The organism is Pseudoalteromonas sp. 0303, from assembly GCF_013349995.1.
GTDB lineage: Bacteria > Pseudomonadota > Gammaproteobacteria > Enterobacterales > Alteromonadaceae > Pseudoalteromonas.
Map to the genome: position 1 here is coordinate 431298 of NZ_JABVXF010000001.1, position 24180 is coordinate 455477.

Below are 24180 nucleotides of genomic sequence, written 5' to 3' on the forward strand. Positions count from 1 at the left end.
GTCTTTTTACAATTCTTGTTTAGTAAGAGACGTTTGCGAATTAGCCAATAGTATAATATTTAATCCTGGCAGAATATTTATTATCCATTTGTGCATAATGTTTATAAAAATTGACTTTATACCCCTCTTTCACGTTAAAATGAAAAGAATGTGCTTAAACAGATTCAGAACATAACAATCAGAGTTGTTATCTTAATAGGAGATAAATAGATGGCGGATAAGAAAGCCACGGTCCATATTGATGGTCTTGATCCAATCGAACTTCCAATTTACCAAGGCACTGCTGGCCAAGATGTAATCGACGTACGTACGTTAGGTTCACACGGTCACTTCACTTACGACCCAGGTTTCATGTCGACCGGTTCTTGTGAATCTTCAATCACTTACATCGATGGCGGCAAAGGTGTTTTATTACACCGTGGTTACCCAATCGAGCAATTAGCTGATGAATCAAACTACATCGAGCTTTGCTACTTACTATTAAACGGCGAATTACCGACTAAAGAACAATACGAAGCTTTTGCTCAAGAAATCACGCACAACACAATGCTTGATACTAAAATCGCAAACTTCTTCCAAGGTTTCCGCTTTGACGCTCACCCAATGGCAATGCTGTGTGGTGTTGTAGGTGCTCTTTCTTCTTTCTACCACGAAGATTTAGACATCACTGACGCAACACAACGTAAAACAAGCGCAATCAAGCTAGTTGCTAAATTACCAACTATCGCTGCGATGGCTTACAAATACAATGTAGGTCAACCGTTTGTTTACCCGCGTAACGACTTAAGCTTCGCTGAAAACTTCTTACACATGATGTTCTCAGTACCAGCTGAAGAATACAAAGTAAGCCCTGTTCTTGCTAAAGCAATGGACAAAATCTTCATGCTTCACGCTGACCACGAGCAAAACGCATCAACGTCAACTGTTCGTCTAGCTGGTTCTTCAGGTGCTAACCCTTACGCCTGTATCGCGGCTGGTATCGCATCTTTATGGGGCCCTGCGCACGGTGGTGCTAACGAAGCATGTCTTAACATGTTAGAAGAAATCGGCTCTGTTGACCGTATCGACGAGTACGTTGCTAAAGCAAAAGATAAGTCTGATCCTTTCCGTCTTATGGGCTTTGGTCACCGTGTATACAAAAACTTCGACCCACGTGCGACAGTAATGCGTCAAACATGTCACGAAGTACTTGCTGAGCTAAACATTCAAGATCCACTTCTTGATATCGCTATGAAGCTTGAGCAAATTGCACTTGAAGACCCATACTTCGTTGAGAAGAAACTTTACCCTAACGTAGATTTCTACTCAGGTATCATCTTAAAAGCAATCGGTATTCCAACAAGCATGTTCACTGTAATCTTTGCAATGTCACGTACTGTTGGTTGGATCTCTCACTGGGATGAGATGCTTTCTCAACCTGGTCACAAGATCAGCCGTCCTCGTCAGTTATACACTGGTGAAACTTCACGCGATTACGTACCAACAGACAAGCGTTAATACGAATTTGCGTTTAAAAAAGGCCGCTATGCGGCCTTTTTTGTTGCCCTGCACTTGTCTATTTGTGCAAAGTAATTAAAATCGTCGCATTCTTGTAGCTTAAGGCCTTTCATGTTCGATATCACAAAAATACGTGCTGACTTTCCCATACTGAATGAAACAGTCAATGAGCAGCCTTTGGTGTATTTAGACTCAGCGGCTACCTCGCAAAAGCCACAGGCAGTTATTAATACTCTTAGCCGTTTTTATACCCACGAGAACGCTAATGTGCACCGCGGCCGCCATACACTCAGTGAAAACGCGACACGCCAATATGAACATACCCGAACGCTACTTGCAGATTATTTTTCTGTAAAAAATAATGAGATAGTGTGGACCAAAGGGGCAACCGAATCGATTAATTTAATCGCAAATGGTCTGGCTTCGAGGCTTAATCCTGGCGATAAAATCGCCCTATCTGCTATTGAACACCACGCCAACATCGTCCCTTGGCAACAGCTAGCTCAGCGTACCGGTGCAGAAGTCATTATTTTGCCGATAGAAAATGATTTAACTATTAATAGCGTGCACTGTAGTGAATTTATCAAGCAACAAAACCCTAAAATAGTCGCTATTACCCATGCATCAAATACCCTTGGGAATATCACTGATTTAGCGCCAATCATTAGCGCATGTAAAGCCATTAATGCTATTTCTGTTATTGATGGTGCGCAGGCAGCGATGCATTTACGCCCTAATTTACAAGAAATTTCCTGTGATTTTTACGTATTTTCTGCCCATAAAATGCTCGGGCCGACAGGTTTAGGAGGCCTATATGGCCGATTTGAGCTGTTAAATTCGCTCGATGTGTATCAAACCGGTGGCGAAATGATCGAAACAGTGAACCTAACACACAGCACTTTTCGTGATGCGCCGGGTAAATTTGAAGCAGGAACACCGAATATTGCAGGTGTCATTGCCTTTAGTGAGGCAATAAATTATTTAATATCGTTAGATTTTCAGCAAATGCGTCAACATGAGCATACAGTTTTTGACTATGCGATAAAACAATTATCAGCTATTGATGGTATTAATATCTATTCAAACCAAACAGATAACATCGGTAACATTAGTTTTAATTATCGCGATGAACATCCGTTTGATTTAGCCACCCTACTTGATGGATTTGGCGTTGCCGTGCGTAGTGGCCATCATTGTACACAACCTATAATGAGCCATTTAGGTATACCTGGGACTGTACGAGCAAGTTTTGCGTTATATAACAATAAAGCTGATGTAGACGCCTTTATCAGTGCTGTTAAAAGTAGTATTGAGTTATTAGATTAATTTTGGATAAGTTATGAATTCAGCGTTTGAAGCCGTTAGTAAAAACATTGAAACAGCTGCAGGCTGGCAGCAAAAATATCGCCAAATAATGCTCTTAGGTAAGCAATTACCTGTTATGCCTGAAGTACTCAAAGTAGATGATGCCCTTGTTAAAGGCTGTGAAAGTAAAGTGTGGCTGTATATCGACTTTGATCATACAGAAAACAGCCTAGTTTTAGCGGGCGATTCAGATACTCGTATCGTTAAAGGGCTATTGGCTTTAATTTTAGCCTTATACAATGGTCTAACACCGGAGCAAGCAACGCAAATTAATGCCTATAATGAATTTGAACGACTCGGTCTAATTAGCCATTTGAGCCCTTCTCGTGGTAATGGTATTAAAGCCATGGTTGATAAAATTCAAACCATGGCTGAACAAAAACAATAAGTTTTATAAACTACGCTGTTTTTTATCAAGGTATTTTCTAATCGCTTTGGCTGCAACAAAAAAGCCAAAGCTGCCTGTCACCATGGTTGCAGAGCCAAAACCATTATTACAGTCCATATTCATTGAACCATCTGCACCTTGTTTTGCTTGGCAAACCTCACCTTCAGAGGTTGGATATACAAGCTGCTCTGTAGAATAAACACAATCGACGTTAAATTTTCGCTTTGGATTGCTACTAAAGTTGTACTGTTTTCGCAAAATATAACGTACTTTTGCAAGCAATGGATCATGGGTTGTCTTTGCAACGTCACCAAAACTGATTTGACTAGGGTCGGTTTGCCCGCCTGCGCCTCCGGTTGTAATAACCGGTAGTTTTATGCGTTTACAGTGAGCAATAAGCGCAGCTTTTTCTTTTACAGCATCAATACAATCAATCACATAGTCAAAACCTTGAATATGCTCACGAATGTTATCTAGCGTAATGAAATCGTCAATAACATTAATTTTGATATCTGGATTTATAAGCTCACAACGTGTTTTCATCGCTTCTACTTTTGCTTCGCCTACGGTGCCAGTTAAAGCATGAATTTGACGATTAACATTGGTTGCACAAATATCATCTAAATCAATGAGGGTTAGTTGCCCTACACCCGTTCGAGCCAATGCTTCAGCAGCCCAACTACCTACGCCACCAATACCAATGACACAAAAATGTGCTTGTTGTAACCAATCAAATTGTTGATGACCATATAAACGTTTAATGCCACCAAAACGAATGTCTTGTGTTGTTTCTTTCATTTACCAATCCAACGTCCAAGGAGCTGTCCACTCTTTGAATTCGTCTGAGTTAAAAACTTCATTAAGATGAGTACCTAAAGTGTAATCACATCGATACTCTTTAAGCTGCTCTTTATAACTAAATTGTAGTGCATAGGCATGCAAGTTTGTGCGCTCGTCTTTACTACCAGCATACGTACTATCACCTAGAATTGGAGCGCCTAAGCTTTTCATCGCGACTCTAAGCTGATGTGTCTTACCAGAGAATGGCTTTAACAAGTATGCACGAAGCCCTGGTCGAATACTTTTTGAGTAAAAGCGTGTGATAGCAGGATTCGTTTGGCTCTTTAACAGCTTAAATGCACCACGACGACTTTTCTGCATATCCCCTTTTATCCAACCTTGCTTTTTCTTAGGCTTAGCATCACTAACGGCTAGATAAAACTTATTTATTTTATGATCAGAAAATAGCGAAGTGAATTCGGCTGCGGCTTCTTTGTTACGGGCTAATATAATTAAACCTGATGTTACTTTATCTAGCCGATGAACCGGATAGAGCTTCTCATTAACAAGCTCTTCAGCAAGTACGACAAAACCAGCACATTGTTCACTATGAAAGCTCACACCTGCTGGTTTATAAAAAACAAAGAAGTCATCTTCACTGGCATGAAGATGAACATTGTTTACATCATGCATTTTTAGTTGCCAAGCACTGCAATAACGCGCGCTAAATCTTCAGGGGTATCTACGCCTGCTTGCGGTGCACACAGAGCTTTTGCGATTTTAATTTTGTGGCCATGATAAAGTACACGAAGCTGCTCTAAAGACTCTAAAAGCTCTAATCGAGATTCTGGTAATTCGATGTAGTCCTTAATGAAGCCAGCACGATAAGCATAAATACCAATATGGCGTGCAAAATCAGCAAGATCTAGCTTATCACGGTCATCATTCATCATCGCATCACGGTGATAAGGGATTGGCGAACGCGAAAAATACAGTGCATTGTTGTCTGCATCGTTAATGACTTTTACACAGTTGGGATTAAATATATCATCAATCTCATCAATGCTGGTGCTCAAAGTCGCCATTGGCGCATCAGAATCAGCAAGTAGCATGGCAACTTGAGATACGTTTTCGCATGCCAATAAAGGCTCATCACCTTGCACGTTGACAACAATAGTGTCACTTTCAAGTTTTAACTGTTCAACAACTTCAGCTAAACGTTCTGTGCCTGATTGGTGATCTTCTCGTGTCATCAATACATTATCAGTAAACTTCTTTACTGCATCAAACACTGTTTGATGATCAGTCGCTACATAAACTTGTGATGCACCTGATGCAACCGCTTTTTCATAAACATGTTGGATCATTGGTTTACCACAAATATCAGCAAGTGGTTTACCTGGTAAACGCGTCGATGCGTAGCGAGCTGGGATAACGACTACGAATTCCACTTATCAACCTCTTCTTGGCTTAATTCACGGGCTTCATTTTCTAAAAGCACCGGGATATCGTCTTTGATTGGGTACGCTAGTTTCGCAGCAGTACTGATAAGCTCTTGATTTTCTTTATCAAGACGTAGTTTACCTTTACACACTGGGCAAGCGATAATTTCAAGTAATTTTGTATCAAAGGCCATTGAGGATCCCTTTTTGTTTTAATAATAAATTAAGTTTTTCGATAACTGCTGCTGTTGGCTTTGCATCAACAGGTAAATAATACCAATTTGGTTTAGCAAAACTAAAGCATTTAACTGCATCTTTTTCTGTCATAAATACAGCGTCATCTGCAAAATCGCTAAAGTCATTTGCTTGGTAGGCATAATGATCACGAAAATGATGAGTTGATAGTAAGTTAATGCCTTGCTGCTCAAGACTTATTTCAAAGCGTTTGGGGTTACCAATAGCACTGACCGCATGGCCTTTATCTTGAACTGAATTGGCGAGTTCTGAATTACTCACGGTACGAAATGGGCTTGATGTTAAATCATAGCGGCTTTGAGCGCTGCCACCATTTTCTATGACTAAATCAACCGATTTTAAGCGCGCTTTGGTTTCACGAAGTGGACCTGCAGGCATTAATAAACCGTTACCAAATTGGCGTTCACTATCAACGATACAACATTCGATATCACGCGCCATTTTATAATGCTGCATGCCATCATCAGAAATAATGACATCGATATCATGTTGTTCTAATTTTTTTATACTCGCTTGTCGGTCAGGGCCAACCATTACAACACAACCTAGGCGGCGTTTAATAAGTACTGGTTCGTCACCCGCTTGCGCTGTCGTCGTTTGTTCAGTCACTAACAAAGGATACGAATCAGACTGACCACCATAGCCACGACTGATCACCGCCACTTTTAAACCTTGCTGCTGTAAGTATTCAGCGAGCCAAATAACAAATGGCGTTTTGCCGTTTCCACCCACACTAATGTTACCCACAACAATGACAGGAAGATGCGCTTTAAATGCTTTTAGTATATTAAGCTTATATAACAAAGCACGAAGCGTTGAGATAAGCCAAAAAAGCACACTGAAAGGTAACAGCAGAACGCTGAGTAAGCCAGGCTTTTTATACCAGCTTTTTTCAATAACACTCACTACTGCTCACCAAACTGCATCTTACATAACGCACTATAGGTACCGTCTTTTTCAAGTAGCTCGCCATGCGTGCCCTTTTCGATAACTTGACCATGGTCGATGACATAAATGCAATCACTGTTTTCTATTGTTGATAAACGGTGTGCTATCACAATCGATGTTTTTTCTTTCATTAAGCTATCAAGTGCTTGCTGGATCAGTTTTTCAGATTCAGTATCAAGCGCAGATGTCGCTTCATCAAGAATCAAAATAGGGGCATCTTTTAATATTGCACGAGCAATAGCTATTCGCTGACGCTGACCGCCTGATAACATAACGCCGTTTTCACCCACCATGGTATCTAAACCTTCTGGTAAGTCTTTAACAAACTCCCAAACATGGGCTTGCTTGGCAACCGCCATTAACTCCTCGTTTGTTAATTCGCGGTCAAGGCCATAGCAAATGTTATTCGTAATAGTGTCGTTAAATAAAACCACTTGCTGAGATACCAGTGCAAATTGCTTACGTAAGTCTGTCAGTTTGTAATCAGCAATGTTGACGCCATCAAGCAAAATTTCACTGTCACCTTCAAGCTCATAATAACGCGGTAATAAATTTGAGATGGTCGATTTACCTGAGCCAGAACGGCCAACCAATGCGATGCTTTCGCCTGCATTAATCGAAAGAGATAAATTCTTTAATACAGGCTCATCTTTCGTTGGGTATTTAAAGGTCACATTGTTCACTTCAATTTTCCCAGTTACTTTGTCAACGCTGTAAGTGCCAGTGTCTTTTTCTACTTCTTCATCAAGAACTAAAAAGATACTTTGCGCTGCCGAAATACCACGTTGTAAATCGCTATTAACGTTAGAAAGTTGCTTCAGTGGGCGTAATAACATCATCATTGATGAAATAAGTAATACGAAGTCACCTGAACTGATGGTATCAATCATCGACGGCATAGACACAACCCATAAAATCACGGCCATCGCGCTTGCTGCCAAAATTTGGATAACAGAAACGCTTAACGCTTTAGTTGCATCCATTTTAATGCGCTGCTGACGATTATGATTATTAATAGCCGAGAATTGCGATATCTCTTGCTGTTGACCACCAAAGCCATGAATCACCTTGTGACCAGATAGCATTTGCTCTGAACTGCGAGTTACTTGGCCCATAGCAGATTGGATTTTTTTCGAAATCATACGAAAACGTTTCGATACAAACGCAACGATCACGGCCACCAGCGGAATAATGACTAAAAATATCAGTGATAGCTTCCAACTGGTATAAAACATATTAAATAGTAAGAAAACAACAAAGGCCCCTTCTCTTACAACAATTAACAGGGCTTTAGTAATGGCTTGTTGAACCTGCTCAGTATCAAAGGTGATTTTAGAGATTAAATCGCCATTTGAATTTTTATCATGAAAAGACACCGGCAGATGTAAAATATGTTCGAATAATTGTTGGCGCAACGTTCTTACAACTTGAGAGCCTACATAACTTAAACAGTACGACGACATATAGTTAAACATGCCACGACCTAATACCAATGCAATTACAACAAATGGTGCATAAGTTAAAACATCAGTGTTACGATCATTTAAACCTTCATCAATGAAGGGCTTCATTAAATTGATAAACAATGCATCCATGGCTGAATAGCCAATCATGCCTACAATGGCGAAAAACGCGATTAATTTATAATCACCCACATAACTGATTAATCGCTTATAGATTTGGGATGTAGTTTGATCCATAACACTCTCTTATTCATAGACTTCGACTATTGTAGCCTTTAGGGGGTAAAAACAAAACGTCAATCTTGTTCGAACCAATAACTTTCCTGCTCTCGCGCAAATTCTAAGCGATATATATCTTCGTAAAATTTTATGCGTATATGGCCATATTCTGCCGTCGATAACTGCTGTATATGGTGTTGGTTATAACGATTTACAACCTCAGGATGAGGAAAGCGCCATTGCCCTTGATAAGCAGATGAATGGATAACTACTTCAGGGATTACTGCACCTATAAATTTATAACTGGAAGAAGTATTACTACCATGATGGGGGCTTATTAAAATAGTCGCTCGTAAATCCTTCCCCGATTCAACAAGCTTAGTTTCTGCCGCTGCGGATATATCCCCAGTCAGTAACACTGAGTAATTAAAACCCGTTACTTTTAATAAACACGACTGATCATTACGACTCGCGTTTTCTACCTTTGCTGTAAAACTTCTGATATTAAGCTCATCAAGCTTGAGTGTTGTTGTTTTGCACTTATTTCCCAGCCCCTGAGGATGAAAGATAGCTAGAGTGTCTTGAAACCCTGCCATTTGCCAACTTGTTAAACCGCCAGAATGGTCGTTATCTAAGTGGCTTATTATTGTTGCGATAACAGATAACTGTTGTTTAATGATGTTGTTGAGTAATACACGGCGTACATAATCATAACGGCCAAAGTACTGTGGCCCTAAATCATAAATTATCGCTTTGTTTTTGTGGCTTACCATCACCATCAAGCCATGCCCTACATCAAACACATCTAACTGAAACTTAGCTTCTGGCTGTAATTCACTATCAACGACATATACACAAACAGGAATTAAGCACACATATTTATTTGGACTAAAGTACAACAGCAGAAGTGATATGTAACTTATGATCAATAATGAAAAACTAAACTCATTGAGCGAGAACCAACGCCAGCCATTAGGGATAGAGAGTAGTAATTGATAGCCATAATACAGCGCACTGTCGACGAGTGATAACAAACCAGAAACATCCAGTAGGCTAGAAACCAAACTATAAAAAAGTAACAAAGGCAATAATAGTAAACCTACCAAGGGCACGGCAATGAGGTTAATCAATAAACCTATGACGCTAGTGCCAGAGAAGTAATATAAGGATAGAGGCAGTAAACCGACAAATAAAGCGCACTGAACTTGCAGTAGCTGTGCAAATCGGTTTAAAAAACCAAGTGACAAATTAACTGTGTTTTTAGTCAGTAGAAAGATGATCGTAACAGCCAAAAAACTGAAATAGAGCCCGGGGTTTAAAAGTGCAAATGGGTCTATAAACAACACAACACTCAAGGCGTACAAAATTGAACGCCAACGCACTGGGTTTTTCCCTAGGTTATAAATAACAAGGTAACAGCCTAACATCAGCAGCGCTCGGCTTGCGGAAACTATAAAATCACTTAAGTAGACATAGATGAACGAGCAACAGAATCCTACAAAAACAAATAACTTATTTAATTGAATTGATTGTCTTACGCGTAAATGACTCACTCTTAACAGCCACTTACTACTATAAAAGCCGACTGCAAAGATAAGTCCGATATGAAGACCTGAAATAGCAAGCAGATGCGACAAGCCTAATTCACGTAGGTGTTTTCTATCTTCATAGCTTATTTTACTTCTGTCACCGGTTAAAAGCGCATAATAAAGCCATTGTAACTGGGTGTTTGCCGTCACTTTTTCAATATATGTGTGGTAACTCACTCGAAGGGAGTCATATCGATGATGATTTAAATAGCTTATCTCCCCTACGCTTCGGCCTTTATAAAATACTCGCTCAAGTAATGCTTGCCGCTCTCTATCAAAACTATAGAAATTTTTTACCGATCTGTAAGGTTTAAGTTTGAGTTCTGCGCTTAATTTATCTCCACTAGTAACAGGTTTATCTGAAGTAATGCTTAGCATTGCATTAGGAGCAGGTCGCATGCCTGTAGAGCAAGATTCAATATTTTTAAGACTTGCTTTAATGTAATAAGGGCTTTGTTCACTGTAAGTTTCAACTACCTCAAATAGAACTAATCTGCTTTGTTGATAATCGATTTGACAGTCAGAGATTGAATAAAAGATGAAGTAATGAAAAATCACTACTAAAATAGCGCAAATAAACCCTGACAATAGAGTTAAAAAAGGCTTAAAATAGGCACCTGCTAGCAATACAGCAAAACTCATTATATAAAACGCCGCAGTGCCAAATGTATATAGGGTGAAAAAACAGCCTATAACAAAGCCGCTGCATAACCAAATAGATGTAAATGGTTGCTTTAAATGGCTAAGAAAACGATCCAACGCTTTTTACCTGATCATAACAAGGTAAAAGAACACAAGTATTTAAGAATTTTTGGTCGTTTATTGCATGATGCCAATTTATGGCACTTAAATAGACGCTCAGCACGCGGTGCATTTGCTGTTGGTTTATTTTTTGCGTTCATCCCTGTTCCTTTTCAAATGGTTCTTGCAGCCGCCCTGGCTATTCCATTTCGAGTAAATTTACCGATTTCTGTTGCAACAGTGTGGATCACTAACCCACTGACCATGCCTCCTATTTTCTATTGTTCATATATTGTAGGCACCATTGCCCTTGCTCAACCACAGCAGCACTTCCAATTTGAACCAAGCTGGCAATGGTTTATAGATAGCCTTACAACAATTGGACCTGCATTTTTAGTTGGCTCATTTATATGTGCAACAGCTGCGGCAATCATTGGTTATTTTGGTACCGACATGCTTTGGAAACGCTCAGTCCGTAAAGCATGGATACACCGCCATAAAAAATAACTGATTTCAGTATAGACAAAAAACCCAGCTTGAAGCTGGGTTTTTTAATATTGACTAGTAAGTCTCGATTACGAAACGATTACTTTTTAAAGAAGCGACGTGCTGCTGCAAATGGTAATAGCAATAATGCATACCAAGGGAAGCTTGCTGATTGACGCTCGTATTGTTCAATCTCTTCTGCAGGACACTCTTCAATAGAGCCATCAATTGGTGTTAACTTAACAGCCACTGCGACACTTTCATATTCGATATTGCCATTAACATCGACTACAACGTTACCGAATGAATCTGTCTTTTCAACAGTTTTAGTCGCAACACCGAAGATTTCATTATTGTTGTTAATTGATTTCGCTTCAGCAACCGTGTATTTAAAGCGAGTCTCACCATCTTCTTCATAACAAGGTAATAAATCGTTTAAGTTAACAACTGAATCTTCACCAATGGTGTACATGAAACCTTCACGACGACGGGTAGAAGTATTGTAAATATCTGTTTCGCCCTCACCAACAATAATACCATTGTCATTGATATCGTTAGCTAATGAACTTGAGCTTGAAAAGTAATCCGTTGGGAAAACAACGCTATCGCTATTTTTATCGTAGTAGAAAAATTTTGTACGCGTTGTACCGTCGATACGCTTGCTCGCGTAGCCAACAATAACATCATCATTATTTACCGCTAAAGGCTGACCCGAAATCCAATCATCCTCTTGGTCGATAAATTCTTTTACTTCACCATTTTCGAAAATAACAGGCATAGTAATACGTGTACTATTACTCTTGTAACGCACATCAGACGTACCAACCACTAAACCATTTTCGTTGATTGCAAGTGCGTTACTACGGAACGCGAAATCTTCATCATCTTCAGGCGTTAAACCTAAGCCATACATTTCTGTATTGGTGATGTTTAGATTACTGTCTAATGTCCACTTAACAGCACGTTTATTATAAATACCCGTTGAATAAGTACGGTTGTACGCTTCTACACAGTCTGAAACTGGTTCATCTTCTCCGTCACAGTTATCTGTAATATCATCCAGTGGATCAACCGCAATATCAGTAGAGACAGTGCCTACTACTTCATAGCCATTTGCTGTTTTGATAATATCATTTGCTGAGCTAACACCACCATACTCATCAAACTCTGGTGCTAATTCAACTTTCACACCGTCTTCGCTGATAACAATTGCACGGCTAATGAAGTCTCTTAAAAAGTGGGTTTCTTCTTCGTCTTCATCTGTTTGAGTGAACGATGTTTTTTCGTAAGGTGCACTGCCCCAACCAACCATCACACCGTCATCTGTTACAGCATTTAGTAGATTAGAAGTCGAGCGTGTTAAGCCATCAAAATCAAGAGACTGTTCATCAAATAAAACTTGTTCTGAAGCACCTTCAGATGTGTAAAGTGTTGTAATTGCACTTGATAATTTTTGATATTCTGAGTCAGTTGAACGACCTGTTAAAAAACTGACCATAAATGCATGAGCATCGGCATTTGTATTTACCGCATCGTTATTCTCAATATCATCAAGGGTGAATGTAATTTCTTTATCAATAAGTTCATACTGCTTTTTAGCTGTATCATAAGCATCTTTGATCAACGAATCTGTAAAATCGATATAAGAGACATCAACGGGTAATTTGTAAAGGCCATTTGCTAAGCCTATGATGTGACCGTTTTCACTGACATCTGTTACGTAGTTAAATTTAGCGCCATCAATTCCACCTAATTCTTCTAATTTATAGGTTGCGCTCATCGCTGAGGTACTTAGGGTGGCTAAAATACTGGCAGCGAGTAATTTGTATTTCATTTTAATCCTTACTACTGATTCTTTAAATCTTCGAGTTCTTCCCAGCGCTCAAAAGCGACTTCAAGCTCAGACTCTAACTCGGCTAAATGGTTCAATGCTTCTGTTGTAATTGCAGCATCTTGCTTAAAAAAGTCAGGGTCATTAACCACAACTTGCTGAGCGTCTAACGCTTTTTCAAGTTGTTCCACTTTACTGGGTAATTCTTCTAATTCAAGTTTTAATTTGTAAGAGAGTTTATTACTTTTCTTTGGTGTTTTATCTTGGCTAACAACGGCCGGCTTTTCTTGCTTAATTTGTTGCTGTTGTTGTTTTTCTTGCTCAGCTAAATGAGCTGCATACGCTTCATAGTCGCTATAGCCTCCGACAATATCGGTGATCTTGCCGTTACCTTCAAATGCCCATACAGAATTACAGGTATTATCAATAAATTCACGGTCATGGCTTACAATCAGTACAGTGCCCTGATATTGGTTAATGATCTCTTCTAAAAGCTCTAAAGTTTCAATATCGAGGTCATTGGTAGGCTCATCGAGAACAATAATGTTAGATGGCTTTAAAAATAACTTTGCTAATAATAAGCGGTTTTTCTCACCACCCGAAAGCGCTTTTACTGGCGTACGCGCTCTTGCCGGTGGAAATAAGAAGTCTTGTAAGTAACCTAGTACATGACGTGAGCGCCCGCCCATCATCACTTCTTGCTTACCTTCAGCTACGTTATCTTGTACTGTTGCTTCTTCATCAAGCTTTTGACGATACTGGTCAAAATAAGCAAACTCTAAGTTAACACCTTGCTTAACACTGCCGCTATCAGGTGTTAAGTCACCAAATAAAATTTTAAGCAGTGTTGTTTTACCAATACCATTTGGCCCAACAAGGCCAACACGATCGCCACGCATAACAAGGGTTGAAAAGTCTTTTGCGATGACTTTATCTTTAAATGCATGACAGATGTTTTTCGCTTCGAATACTAATTTACCTGAACGATCCGCTGTTTCAATATTGAAATCAGTTTTACCGACTTGATCAACACGCTGCTTACGCTCTTTACGTAACTCTTTTAAAGCACGTACACGGCCTTCATTACGCGTTCTACGTGCTTTAATACCTTGGCGGATCCACGCTTCTTCTTCTGCTAAGCGCTTATCAAATAATGCGTTTTGTGTTTCTTCTACTTTTAGATCATGCGCTTTTTGTTCAAGATATGTCGCATAATCGCCAGGGTATGAAACCAGCTTACCACGGTCTAAATCAAGAATACGGGTTGCAATTGCTCGAATGAATGCACGGTCGTGAGAAATAAAAACGATGCCGCCTTTAAACTCTTTTAAAAATTGCTCAAGCCAAATAACACTACTCATATCTAAGTGGTTGGTAGGCTCATCAAGTAGCAGTAAATCAGGTTCACTAACCAAGGCTCGTGCAAGAGCAACTTTACGTAGCCAACCACCCGATAATGATTCAAGCTTGGCTTCTGGGTCTAGCTCTAAGCGAGATAAAACGAGCTGAATACGGGTATCAAAACGCCAGCCATCAACGGTTTCTAATTGATTAGATAAACGCTCTAATTTGTTAAGCAATTTATCGTTATAGTCTGTTTGCATTTGATTACTAACTTGGTGATATTCTATCAGTAAGTTAGCAATGTCAGGCATGCCCTGCGCGACATAATCAAATACTGAGCCTGCCGCCCCTTTTGGTGGATCTTGCTCTAAACGTGAAATGCGAATACCGCCTAATTGGTTGATTTCACCATCATCCAATGTCACTTGGCCATCAAGCACTTTTAATAGTGTTGATTTACCTGCACCGTTTCGACCAACGATACAAACGCGCTCACCTGACTCAATAACGGCATCGGCATCATCTAGTAGCGGATGCGTACCATAAGCGAGTTGAGCTTTGGCTATTCTGATTAAATCCATCGTGATTACTACTCTTATTCTTTATTATCAGCAATAAATTGCGCTAATTGCTCAGCATCAAAAGGCCAAAATAATTTCTTGCCTTGATGAGATTCCACAACCGGAATACTGGTTTGGTAAAGTTCAATCAGCTGTTCACTGTCCATAATATCTTTTGCTACAAACGAAGCGTTTGCAGCAATTAATAATTCATCGGCCATTTCACACAGATGACAGCCATCAGTGTGGTACAGGGTAAAGTTAGCCATGGGTAATAAGCCAGCTATTATGAATTTGCTTATTACGTTTAAAATCTGGTGATAAAGTCTTGTCAGAAATGTTTTCTGCTTTTAAACCCAGACCCATTAGCCCTACTTCATCCATGCTAAAGCCACGCTTATTATTTGAGAATATAAGCGTACCGTTAGGGCTTAAAATTTTCTTAACCCAGGTAAGTAATTTGATATGGTCGCGTTGTACATCAAACGCATCTTTCATACGTTTTGAGTTTGAGAACGTCGGTGGATCTAAGAAAATTAAATCATATTGGCCTTGTGCATACTCAAGCCACTTCAAGCAGTCTGCTTGCTCAAAACGATAACGTGTATTACTGATATCATTCAGAGCAAAGTTTTCTTGCGCCCACTTTAGGTAGGTTTTTGACATATCAACCGTGGTAATCGCTTTAGCACCACCCACAGCAGCATGCACAGATGCGCTGCCTGTATAAGCAAACAAGTTTAAGAAACGTTTGCCTTGTGCGTTTTGTTGGATATAACGACGAGCTAAACGGTGATCTAAAAATAAACCAGTATCTAAATAATCAAATAAGTTTACTTTGAATTTAGCGCCAAACTCTTCAACTACTTGAGTACGATTTTGTTTTGCTACCTTGGTATATTGCTCTTCACCTTTTTGCTTTTTACGCACTTTAACTGCAATATTTTCTGGTGCTATCTTTAATTGCTCAGCGGTCAAGCTGATCACATCTTGCAAACGTTTTTGAGCCGTATTGTAATCGATTTCTTTCGGTGCAGCATATTCAAAAATAACCGCTGAATCATCGTATACATCAACAGCTACGTTATATTCTGGAATATCCGCATCATAAACACGGTAGCAGCTTACTTCATTTTGCTTTAACCAGTTCTTTAAATTTTGCTTATTTTTCTTTAAACGGTTTGCAAAGGCAGTTGAACCTTCAAAATTAAGAGCCGGCTTATCTTCTTTGCTAAGTTCTACTTGTTTATCGTCAAGTTGGTATAGGTTTAATACAACATCTAAAGGGCCATTTTTAAACTTATAACGTTTTAACTTAACTAACTTTAATAACTTAAATAAGCTTTCGTCAGTGCCAAGTAAAGCAAGTTTCCAATGATTAAAGTGCTTTTTAAAACCTACACCTAAGCTACGATGTAAGTTCACCAGCTCAGCCATTGAGCCTAAACGTTCACCATAAGGTAAGTTTGAAATCACCACACCAGGTAGTTTCGCAACTGAGGTTAACTTAGTGGCATCACTTTGTTTAAACTTAATCACATTACCAAGGTCAGCACGCTCTGCGTTTTCTTGCGCTTTTGAAATCACACTGGCGTCAATATCATGGCCAATAAGCCAAAGTTTAGGATCTGTAATTTGGGCCGTTAGTTCTGCTTTTAATTCTTTGTATTTTTGAATTCGGAAACTAGGCAATCGCTCAAAGGCAAAACCTTCACGGAATAAGCCCGGCGCTTCATTGCGTGCCATGCTTGCAGCTTCAATTAAAATGGTACCAGAGCCACAACATGGATCGAATAAAGGTTGTTGTACGTTTTCAAGCCAACCACTTCGTTTCACAAGGGCTGCAGCTAAATGCTCTTTAATCGGCGCTTTGCCTTGATCTTGACGATAACCACGCTCAGATAAACGCGGGCCAGAATAATCGATGTAAAGCGCAACACCTTGACGGTTCAATCTTGCTACAACACGTACATTGGCATTGTATTTATCAACATCAGGACGTTGCTCGAATAAATCCGCGAAGTAATCAACAATCGCATCTTTTACAACTAGACCAGAAAATTGCGTATTTTTTAAGTCGTTATTAGTACCACTAAAATCAACAGCAAAGGTTTGTTTAGGGCCAAACCATTCCTGCCAAGGCTGCAAGCGCGCAAATTGATAAAGGCTGTCTTTGTCTTTTACGCCTTCTTTTTCTTCTATCAGCATCATGATACGAGTCGCAAAACGGCTCGATAAACAAATCTTTTGTGCTAATAAGCTATCTGCTTCAAAACGTACAGAGCCCACGGTTTGTTTTGAGACTTCTGCACCTAGTGCTGTAAGCTCATCAACAAGTAAATTTTCTATTCCGATAGAAGTAAGTGCGATAAATTGCAAAGTAAAAACCCTTAAATGCTAATTGCGCAGGATTATAGCATAGCTTGGCGAACAAAAACGCCAACATTTGCAGGGATATTAGCTGGATTTTTACTTAGCTCACTAGGTTACAAATCTCGCGCCGCGATTAAATAGCTCCTAAAGTGAACAAATTTTAATTCACAAAGGTCAACAAGCCCTAGGCTGATTTAAACTGTTTTTGTTGAATATAAACAGGATGGATACGGTTATTTAAAACCTTAATAGCCTCAAACTGTTCAAGAGAAAGGTTTTCGTCTAGTTGAAAGTGTTGGCTTAGGTTAATACACACTGAGGCTTCGCTTGAGTGGTCAACAATTAAAAACTCACCTTCTTGTGCCTGTGAGCACAATTTAACAACCGCTTCGACACTTGGCTGGCTGCCATGATACTCATGAAAGAACCAACTTTTTGCAAGTACTGGCTTTAAATGAAATTTGACCGCAGTAGCATTTAGCGCGATTTGGCAAAGCTGTGCAGGGTTCCATAGTGAGAAAGTTTCGAGGTATTGATAAACTTGCTGATAAAATGCAGCGTCTTCAAGGCTAAAGTTAGGCTCTTGTAAAACAGAATCGGTGAGTTGGCGAAGTTTGTAAGGCGTGCACAGTTGCATATCTTGGTCTAGGTCAACCAAAAGACGATTATTTTTTGCACAAGCAAGCCATTTCCATTGCTTAGATGCTTGTAACATGTCCCCTCCCTAACGAATAAATACTGTGCGCATAATCACAAATTATAACTAAAGCAGACCATTAATAAAATGATTTCTTAGAACATTTTATTAATGATCAATTGCTTAGATAACTGATCCTTATAAGCTGTTTAGGATCGTTTTTACCAATTCTGGGCCTTTATAAATGAAACCAGTGTAAACTTGTACAAGGTCTGCACCAGCTGCAAATTTCTCTTTTGCCGAATCAGCATCGTCAATACCACCCACACCAATGATAGGTAGTTTACCTTCGGTTAAACGCTTAAGCTCACTAACCACGTGGGTTGAACGCTGACGCACAGGCTGGCCTGATAAACCACCCGCTTCATTTGCGTATTGTTGACCTTGTACCATTGCACGCTCAAGTGTGGTGTTTGTAGCAATAACACCATCTATCTTATTGTTGATCAATGACTCACTAACTTGGCCGATTTGTACTTCATCAAGATCAGGGGCGATCTTAACTAGCATAGGCACTTGTTTGTTATGTTTAGCAACTAGATCAAGTTGTTCATTCTTTAAGCTTTGCAATAAGTCATCAAGCGCTTCGCCGTACTGTAAATCACGAAGACCTGGGGTATTCGGTGAAGAAATATTTACTGTGATATACGATGCATGCTCAAATACTTTTCGCATACAGTGAATGTAATCATCTTTACCCTGCTCGTTTGGTGTATCTTTATTTTTACCAATATTAATACCTAGAATACCGTCGTATTTCGCTGCTTTAACATTGTTAACTAGGTTATCAACGCCCTTATTGTTAAAGCCCATGCGGTTAATAATCGCATTTGATTCAGGTAAGCGGAAAATTCGCGGTTTATCGTTACCCGCTTGCGGACGTGGTGTAACAGTACCTACTTCTACAAAACCAAAACCCATTTGCGAAAATGCATCAATACACTCAGCATTTTTATCTAAGCCAGCCGCTAAACCTACTGGGTTTTTAAACTCTAAACCTAAAAAGTTGACGGGTTTATTAGGGACAGATTGAGACCACGCAGCACTCAATGGCGTATGAGCAAATCGGCGTAAATTATTAAGTGCAAATTCATGAGCCCACTCCGCATCACGGGTAAACATAAAACGGCGAGCTAGATCATAAAACATGGTTTGTTCCTTAGGTAAAAATAAACAAGGTAGCCGTTTATAAACGGACCATTGCAAATTAAGGGCAAAAAAATACCCCAGCGAGCTGGGGTATGTATTTTAACGACTTTTCACTTATTTGGAAGTGTCACAGTTGTGGCTTAACAACATTAGTTCACGAAGTGCCACTGAGAACTTCGCAAAATCATGGCTTTGCGATGTTTTGAACTCAGAAAGCATCTGCTTCCAACGTTGTAATAGTAGATCTTGGTTATCCATCCACTCATCAATTTGTGCATCAATGTCTTTGCTGTCTGCAGCAAAGCTATTAAGTACCACAGCTGATAATGTACGTTGTTGCCAATCCAGCTCTTCACGGTAAGAAGCACGCGCAAGTGCTTGCCAGTGATTCGCAACTGGTTGGTTGGTGATTTGGTCAAGGAACCAATGTAAGCCCATACGCGCACCTAGCTTGAAGTAGGTGTTAGAAACCATATCAATGCTACGCTCTGAATTGTTAGCGATTTCAGCTAAGTCCATTACAGAGAATAAGCTTGATAGTGACACAATACGTGTTGCAAGTGCTTTTGGTACATTGCTGTCAATTAGCTTATCTGCCGCTTTAACTAAGCGCTCGCTTTCTTTTTCAACCATGTAGCTGTTTAAGTTTTCACTTAAATCAGCAAATGTTGGTGCAAAGAATTCAATTGCTTGCTCAATTGTTTGTGCTTTATTGCGATGACGTAAGAACCAACGTGTTGCACGACGAACCGTACGACGTAATTGATATAGCATTTCTGTTTGTACAGCTGCTGGGATCTTATTATCAAGTGCAACAATCGATGACCATGTTTCTGGCATCTGGAACACTTCTTTTGCAATTGAGTAGCAAAGTGCGATTTCAGCTTCGTTAGCACCTGTTTCTTCGTGCATACGAACCATAAAGTTAAGACCCATATCGTTAACGATGTTGTTTGCAAGTTTCGTTGCAATAATCTCTTTACGAAGTGGATGGTTATCCATTGCATCGTTGAACTTCTCACGAAGTGGCACTGGGAACGACTTAACTAATAACTGACGGTAGTAAGGGTTTTCAGTGATTTCATCAACCACTAGAGACTCTTTTAATACCATCTTCGCGTAAGAAACAAGTACAGAAAGCTCTGGACGAGTTAAATCTTTACCCGCTGCTGCGCGCTCTGCAAGCTCTTCATCCGTTGGAATGAACTCGATTGCACGGTTAAGCTTGCCATCTTTTTCAAGGGCATGGATGAAACGTACTTTTTCTTTAAGCGTTGACGTACCTTTTGATTGAGTAATCGATAAGGTATGCGTTTGACGATAACAGTCTTTCAATACTAACTCAGACACTTCATCAGTCATTGAATAAAGTAACTCATCACGCTGTTTACGTGTTAAGTCACCTTCAGCAACTAGGCCATTAAGTAAGATCTTGATGTTTACTTCGTTATCTGAACACGCAACACCACCTACGTTATCGATAAAGTCGGTGTTAACACGACCGCCTTTAGCCGCAAATTCAATACGACCTAATTGAGTCGCACCTAAGTTACCGCCCTCACCTAAGATCTTTGCACCAAGCTCAGAACCGTTAATACGAAGTGCATCATTCGCGCGGTCACCCACATCAGCATCAGTCTCTTTAGAGTTCTTGATGTAAGTACCGATACCACCATTCCAAAGTAAATCAAACTCCATCATTAGAGCTGCTTTGATTAACTCGTTAGGTGTCATGCTCGCTTTCTTAGTGCCAAGCATTTTCTTCATTTCTGGGCTTAAGCTAATTGATTTAGCCGCACGAGAGAAAATACCACCACCTTGAGAAATGAGGTCTTTGTTGTAATCTTCCCACGAAGAACGCGGTAGATTAAATAAACGCTCACGCTCTGGGTAAGATGTCGCTGCATCTGGGTTTGGATCAACAAAGATGTGCATGTGGTTAAACGCTACTTGTAAGCGAATGTGCTTAGAAAGCAACATACCGTTACCAAATACGTCACCTGCCATGTCGCCGATTGCCACCACAGTGAAATCAGTTGTTTGACAGTCAATATCCATTTCACGGAAATGACGCTTAACAGATTCCCAGGCACCTTTTGCAGTGATACCCATTTTCTTGTGGTCGTAACCTACTGAGCCACCTGATGCGAATGCATCACCTAGCCAGAAGTTATATTCATTTGCAATGCCGTTTGCGATATCAGAGAAAGTCGCAGTACCCTTATCGGCAGCAACAACTAAATACGGGTCATCTTCATCATGACGAACAACATCAACTGGTGGCACAATCTCACCACGTTCAATGTTATCTGTGATATCTAATAAACCACGGATGAAAATCTTGTAACACTCTTGGCCTTCTTTGAAGAATGCTTCACGGTCTGTCGGTAGCTGTTTACATACGAAACCACCTTTAGAACCTACTGGCACGATAACTGTATTTTTAACTTGTTGCGCTTTAACAAGGCCCAGTACTTCAGTACGGAAGTCTTCACGACGATCAGACCAACGTAAACCACCACGAGCAACTTTACCACCACGTAAATGCACGCCTTCAACGCGCGGCGAGTATACAAAGATCTCAAACGCAGGCAGTGGTAATGGCATTTCAGGGATCATAGAAGGCTGAACTTTGAACGATACGTATGACTTAAATTGGCCATCAGCTTCTTTTTGGAAGAAGTTCGTTCTAAGAGTTGCATTGATCATATCAACGTATAAACGGATGATACGGTCATCATCTAGGTTTGCTACGTTTTCTAGTTCAAGATTAACTTGTGCAACTAGCTTCTCAAGTGTCTTCTCACTACCTGGGTTCTTAACTGAGAACTTTTTAGTGAATAAGTTAACGATTTGCGATGCAATGTGTGGGTAATTTGCAAATGTGCTTTCGATGTAAGTTTGCGAGAAAGTTACACCAATTTGACGCATGTATTTTGCGTAGGCACGAAGAATAGACGCTTCACGACCTGTTAAGCCACCCATTAATACTAAACGGTTGAAGCCATCATTTTCTAAACGGTTATTCCACACGTTCGTTAACGCTGCACGGAAACGCGCTGAGACTTTATCAAAGTCAGCAATGCCCTTGTTGTCAATTAGCATGGTGAAATCCATGATCCAATTAACTTTACCGTCAGTCGTTTTCACTGAGTAAGGCGTTTCACCCACTACGCGTAAACCAAAGTTTTCTAACATCGGCATTACGTCAGATAAGTGGATTGGCACATCTTTATGGAATAAGCTTAAACGAACAACATTGGTGTTTGCTTCTTCTTGTGGACGGTAGAACAACATCTCAAGTTTGTTCTCGTCGTTTAGAAGTTCTAGCTTTTCAATATCAACAACCGCTGCACTTGGTAAAACCTGATCTTTATACGCACTTGCAAACGCTTGTGCATATTTACGGTTTAGTTCTTTACCGCGTGCTTCACCTGCGCTTTCAAGTAGTGCAGATTGGAGTCTATCTTCCCAAGTACGGGCAGCTTCAATTAGGTTGTTTTCGATGTCTTTCACGTTATATTCAATATTATTGTCAGTCACACGCACCGTGTAATGTGTACGGGCTAATGTTGACTCAGAGAAGAAAGTAGTAAATTCGACTTTGTCGTCAGAATTAAATGCATTGGCTAAGATACGTTGCGTTTCACGACGTAGTGCCGTGTTATAGCGCTCACGCGGAACATATACCATGCAAGAGAAGAAACGGCCATATGCGTCTTTACGCACAAAAATACGGCACATATCACGCTCTTGTACTTGTAATACGCCCATGGCAACTTCAAGTAGTTCAGCTTCACGTGCTTGCACAAGCTCATCACGTGGATACGTTTCTAAAATATTTAATACCGCTTTGTATGCATGGGTGCCTTTAGCAAAGTCACACATTTCCATAATGCGGTTAATCTTACTTTTCAGTACAGGTACATCAGCGGCGCTGTTGTTGTAAAAGCTTGATGAAAATAAACCAAGGAAGCGATCTTCACCAATTACATTGCCCTCATCATCAAAACGCTTAATACCCACGTAGTCGATGTATGCAGGTCGATGTACACGAGACACTGAATTTGTTTTCGTTAAAATTAATAAGTTACTGCTACGCGCTTCTTGGCGCGCTACTTCAGGTAACTCAGAAAGTAAGCGGCTATGCTCTTCGTCAGTGTTTTTCATTAGACCAAGGCTAGTGCCCTTTTTACCTTTTAACTGGTAATCACCTTGCACAGGCGAAAGTTCATACTCACGGTAACCCATTAGCGTAAAGTTATCTTTAGCTAACCAGTCTAAAAACTCTACCGTCTCTGCAACTTCGCTTTCGTTATTATTATGGTGGCGTTTTGGTAAGTCTTTCGTAACCGCTATAAGCTTTTCACGAATTGGCTGCCAATCTTCTACAGCGATAGATACGTCAACTAACACAGACTCAAGTTCTTTTTTGAAAGACTCAATTACTTTTGCATCTGTTTGACGATCAATTTCGATAAAGAACACAGTTTTTGTCGACGTTGATTCTTGCTCTGCTTTTAAGCTTGAAATACCGGTGATTTTAGCATTTTTATCACGTTGGATTTTCAGCGGAGAGTGAAGTAATAAGTGAGAAGCGATGTTTGCGCGAGTCATGGCCATGCGCACAGAATCAACGAGGAAAGGCATATCTTTCGCGATGATTTCAACAATAGTGTGCGATGACTGCCAGCCATCTTTTGCTACTTCAGGATTGAAAACACGGACAACCGCGTCATCAGAATTATTTTTTTCTAGCGAGTTCCATAGGCTTAGTGCAGCGCCATATAAGTCACTATCGTTGCGATGAGCCAAATCCTCTTTAGACATATTGCTGTACAAGGCTTTGGCGAATTTCTCAACGAGTAACACATTATCAGCGTGAACTTTTTTCTGGATCAGCTTACAGACATTATCTAAGATAACCGAGGCTTGCCCTTCATTTCGTGTCATTGTATGTTCCTTAATCTATACTACTTATCGATTAGTAGAATATTTGTACAGCCATTTATTAGCGTGGAGTCAGGTAAATTCTAACTCTTTTACAGCTAAT

18 protein-coding genes are annotated in these 24180 nt (G+C 40.0%); 4 read left to right on the forward strand and 14 right to left on the reverse strand.

The genetic code is table 11. From position 1 onward, the window contains the following. Positions 1–210 precede the first annotated feature (210 nt). The 3 genes from HUS62_RS02000 (at position 211) to HUS62_RS02010 (ending at position 3250) form a co-directional block, all read left to right on the forward strand. Positions 211–1497, forward strand: a complete 1287-nt coding sequence (locus tag HUS62_RS02000; RefSeq protein ID WP_054551373.1) for a citrate synthase — start codon at positions 211–213, stop codon at positions 1495–1497. Positions 1498–1608: 111 nt separating this feature from the next. Next, complete coding sequence (locus HUS62_RS02005) at positions 1609–2823, forward strand: aminotransferase class V-fold PLP-dependent enzyme (RefSeq protein WP_175078377.1); 1215 nt, start codon at positions 1609–1611, stop codon at positions 2821–2823. 13 nt (positions 2824–2836) lie between these two features. Then, positions 2837–3250 (forward strand): SufE family protein, encoded by a 414-nt coding sequence (locus tag HUS62_RS02010; RefSeq protein ID WP_175078378.1) that lies wholly within the window; start codon positions 2837–2839, stop codon positions 3248–3250. A gap of 3 nt (positions 3251–3253) precedes the next feature. Here HUS62_RS02010 and tcdA read toward each other — a convergent pair whose 3' ends face one another. Genes tcdA through HUS62_RS02045 form a run of 7 tightly spaced genes read right to left on the reverse strand, consistent with a single transcriptional unit; the run spans position 3254 to position 10588 of the window. Then, on the reverse strand, positions 3254–4048 hold the full coding sequence (gene tcdA, locus HUS62_RS02015; protein WP_054561573.1) for a tRNA cyclic N6-threonylcarbamoyladenosine(37) synthase TcdA: 795 nt from the start codon (positions 4046–4048) through the stop codon (positions 3254–3256). After that, complete coding sequence (locus HUS62_RS02020) at positions 4049–4723, reverse strand: TIGR01621 family pseudouridine synthase (protein ID WP_063529407.1); 675 nt, start codon at positions 4721–4723, stop codon at positions 4049–4051. It abuts the gene before it with no gap. A gap of 2 nt (positions 4724–4725) precedes the next feature. Next, positions 4726–5481, reverse strand: a complete 756-nt coding sequence (gene kdsB, locus HUS62_RS02025; RefSeq protein WP_175078379.1) for a 3-deoxy-manno-octulosonate cytidylyltransferase — start codon at positions 5479–5481, stop codon at positions 4726–4728. Next, on the reverse strand, positions 5469–5666 hold the full coding sequence (locus tag HUS62_RS02030; RefSeq protein ID WP_036968654.1) for a Trm112 family protein: 198 nt from the start codon (positions 5664–5666) through the stop codon (positions 5469–5471). Before HUS62_RS02030 ends, kdsB begins: the two co-directional genes overlap by 13 nt. Further along, a complete protein-coding gene (gene lpxK, locus HUS62_RS02035; protein ID WP_175078380.1) occupies positions 5656–6633 on the reverse strand; it encodes a tetraacyldisaccharide 4'-kinase in 978 nt (325 codons plus the stop codon). The genes HUS62_RS02030 and lpxK overlap by 11 nt, the downstream gene beginning before the upstream one ends. Continuing rightward, positions 6633–8375, reverse strand: a complete 1743-nt coding sequence (msbA, locus tag HUS62_RS02040; protein ID WP_138617495.1) for a lipid A export permease/ATP-binding protein MsbA — start codon at positions 8373–8375, stop codon at positions 6633–6635. Before msbA ends, lpxK begins: the two co-directional genes overlap by 1 nt. 59 nt (positions 8376–8434) lie before the next feature. Continuing rightward, entirely contained in the window at positions 8435–10588 is a 2154-nt protein-coding gene (locus HUS62_RS02045; RefSeq protein ID WP_175078381.1) for a DNA internalization-related competence protein ComEC/Rec2, read from the reverse strand. 96 nt (positions 10589–10684) lie between these two features. On the opposite strand from HUS62_RS02045, the gene HUS62_RS02050 reads away from it, so the two are divergent. Beyond that, positions 10685–11194 (forward strand): DUF2062 domain-containing protein, encoded by a 510-nt coding sequence (locus HUS62_RS02050; protein ID WP_054561579.1) that lies wholly within the window; start codon positions 10685–10687, stop codon positions 11192–11194. Between the two features lie 79 nt (positions 11195–11273). Here the strand turns inward: HUS62_RS02050 and HUS62_RS02055 are convergent, their stop codons facing one another. The 7 genes from HUS62_RS02055 to HUS62_RS02085 all read right to left on the reverse strand — a co-directional run bounded on the left by HUS62_RS02055 (position 11274) and on the right by HUS62_RS02085 (position 24080). Next, entirely contained in the window at positions 11274–13007 is a 1734-nt protein-coding gene (locus tag HUS62_RS02055) for a DUF3466 family protein (protein WP_175078382.1), read from the reverse strand. A gap of 11 nt (positions 13008–13018) precedes the next feature. Continuing rightward, a complete protein-coding gene (locus HUS62_RS02060) occupies positions 13019–14929 on the reverse strand; it encodes an ABC transporter ATP-binding protein (RefSeq protein ID WP_175078383.1) in 1911 nt (636 codons plus the stop codon). Positions 14930–14943: 14 nt separating this feature from the next. Beyond that, on the reverse strand, positions 14944–15177 hold the full coding sequence (locus HUS62_RS02065) for a glutaredoxin family protein (RefSeq protein WP_062564473.1): 234 nt from the start codon (positions 15175–15177) through the stop codon (positions 14944–14946). Further along, positions 15170–17287, reverse strand: a complete 2118-nt coding sequence (gene rlmKL / locus HUS62_RS02070; protein ID WP_175078384.1) for a bifunctional 23S rRNA (guanine(2069)-N(7))-methyltransferase RlmK/23S rRNA (guanine(2445)-N(2))-methyltransferase RlmL — start codon at positions 17285–17287, stop codon at positions 15170–15172. Before rlmKL ends, HUS62_RS02065 begins: the two co-directional genes overlap by 8 nt. 178 nt (positions 17288–17465) lie before the next feature. Then, a complete protein-coding gene (locus HUS62_RS02075) occupies positions 17466–17996 on the reverse strand; it encodes a cell division protein ZapC domain-containing protein (protein WP_175078385.1) in 531 nt (176 codons plus the stop codon). Positions 17997–18116: 120 nt separating this feature from the next. Further along, positions 18117–19127, reverse strand: a complete 1011-nt coding sequence (gene pyrD, locus HUS62_RS02080) for a quinone-dependent dihydroorotate dehydrogenase (RefSeq protein WP_054561585.1) — start codon at positions 19125–19127, stop codon at positions 18117–18119. Positions 19128–19241: 114 nt separating this feature from the next. Further along, positions 19242–24080 (reverse strand): NAD-glutamate dehydrogenase, encoded by a 4839-nt coding sequence (locus HUS62_RS02085; protein WP_062564475.1) that lies wholly within the window; start codon positions 24078–24080, stop codon positions 19242–19244. Positions 24081–24180: the final 100 nt, after the last annotated feature.

What these genes read in the sequence shown, in the direction of transcription:
- msbA (WP_138617495.1), bottom strand. Translation starts at nt 8,375, where the DNA reads ATGGATCAAACTACATCCCAAATCTATAAGCGATTAATCAGTTATGTG.
- HUS62_RS02075 (WP_175078385.1), bottom strand. Translation starts at nt 17,996, where the DNA reads ATGTTACAAGCATCTAAGCAATGGAAATGGCTTGCTTGTGCAAAAAAT.
- HUS62_RS02010 (WP_175078378.1), top strand. Translation starts at nt 2,837, where the DNA reads ATGAATTCAGCGTTTGAAGCCGTTAGTAAAAACATTGAAACAGCTGCA.
- tcdA (WP_054561573.1), bottom strand. Translation starts at nt 4,048, where the DNA reads ATGAAAGAAACAACACAAGACATTCGTTTTGGTGGCATTAAACGTTTA.
- HUS62_RS02065 (WP_062564473.1), bottom strand. Translation starts at nt 15,177, where the DNA reads ATGGCTAACTTTACCCTGTACCACACTGATGGCTGTCATCTGTGTGAA.
- HUS62_RS02060 (WP_175078383.1), bottom strand. Translation starts at nt 14,929, where the DNA reads ATGGATTTAATCAGAATAGCCAAAGCTCAACTCGCTTATGGTACGCAT.
- HUS62_RS02005 (WP_175078377.1), top strand. Translation starts at nt 1,609, where the DNA reads ATGTTCGATATCACAAAAATACGTGCTGACTTTCCCATACTGAATGAA.
- HUS62_RS02045 (WP_175078381.1), bottom strand. Translation starts at nt 10,588, where the DNA reads ATGAGTTTTGCTGTATTGCTAGCAGGTGCCTATTTTAAGCCTTTTTTA.
- HUS62_RS02030 (WP_036968654.1), bottom strand. Translation starts at nt 5,666, where the DNA reads ATGGCCTTTGATACAAAATTACTTGAAATTATCGCTTGCCCAGTGTGT.
- HUS62_RS02000 (WP_054551373.1), top strand. Translation starts at nt 211, where the DNA reads ATGGCGGATAAGAAAGCCACGGTCCATATTGATGGTCTTGATCCAATC.
- HUS62_RS02020 (WP_063529407.1), bottom strand. Translation starts at nt 4,723, where the DNA reads ATGCATGATGTAAACAATGTTCATCTTCATGCCAGTGAAGATGACTTC.
- HUS62_RS02085 (WP_062564475.1), bottom strand. Translation starts at nt 24,080, where the DNA reads ATGACACGAAATGAAGGGCAAGCCTCGGTTATCTTAGATAATGTCTGT.
- HUS62_RS02055 (WP_175078382.1), bottom strand. Translation starts at nt 13,007, where the DNA reads ATGAAATACAAATTACTCGCTGCCAGTATTTTAGCCACCCTAAGTACC.
- pyrD (WP_054561585.1), bottom strand. Translation starts at nt 19,127, where the DNA reads ATGTTTTATGATCTAGCTCGCCGTTTTATGTTTACCCGTGATGCGGAG.
- HUS62_RS02050 (WP_054561579.1), top strand. Translation starts at nt 10,685, where the DNA reads ATGGCTAAGAAAACGATCCAACGCTTTTTACCTGATCATAACAAGGTA.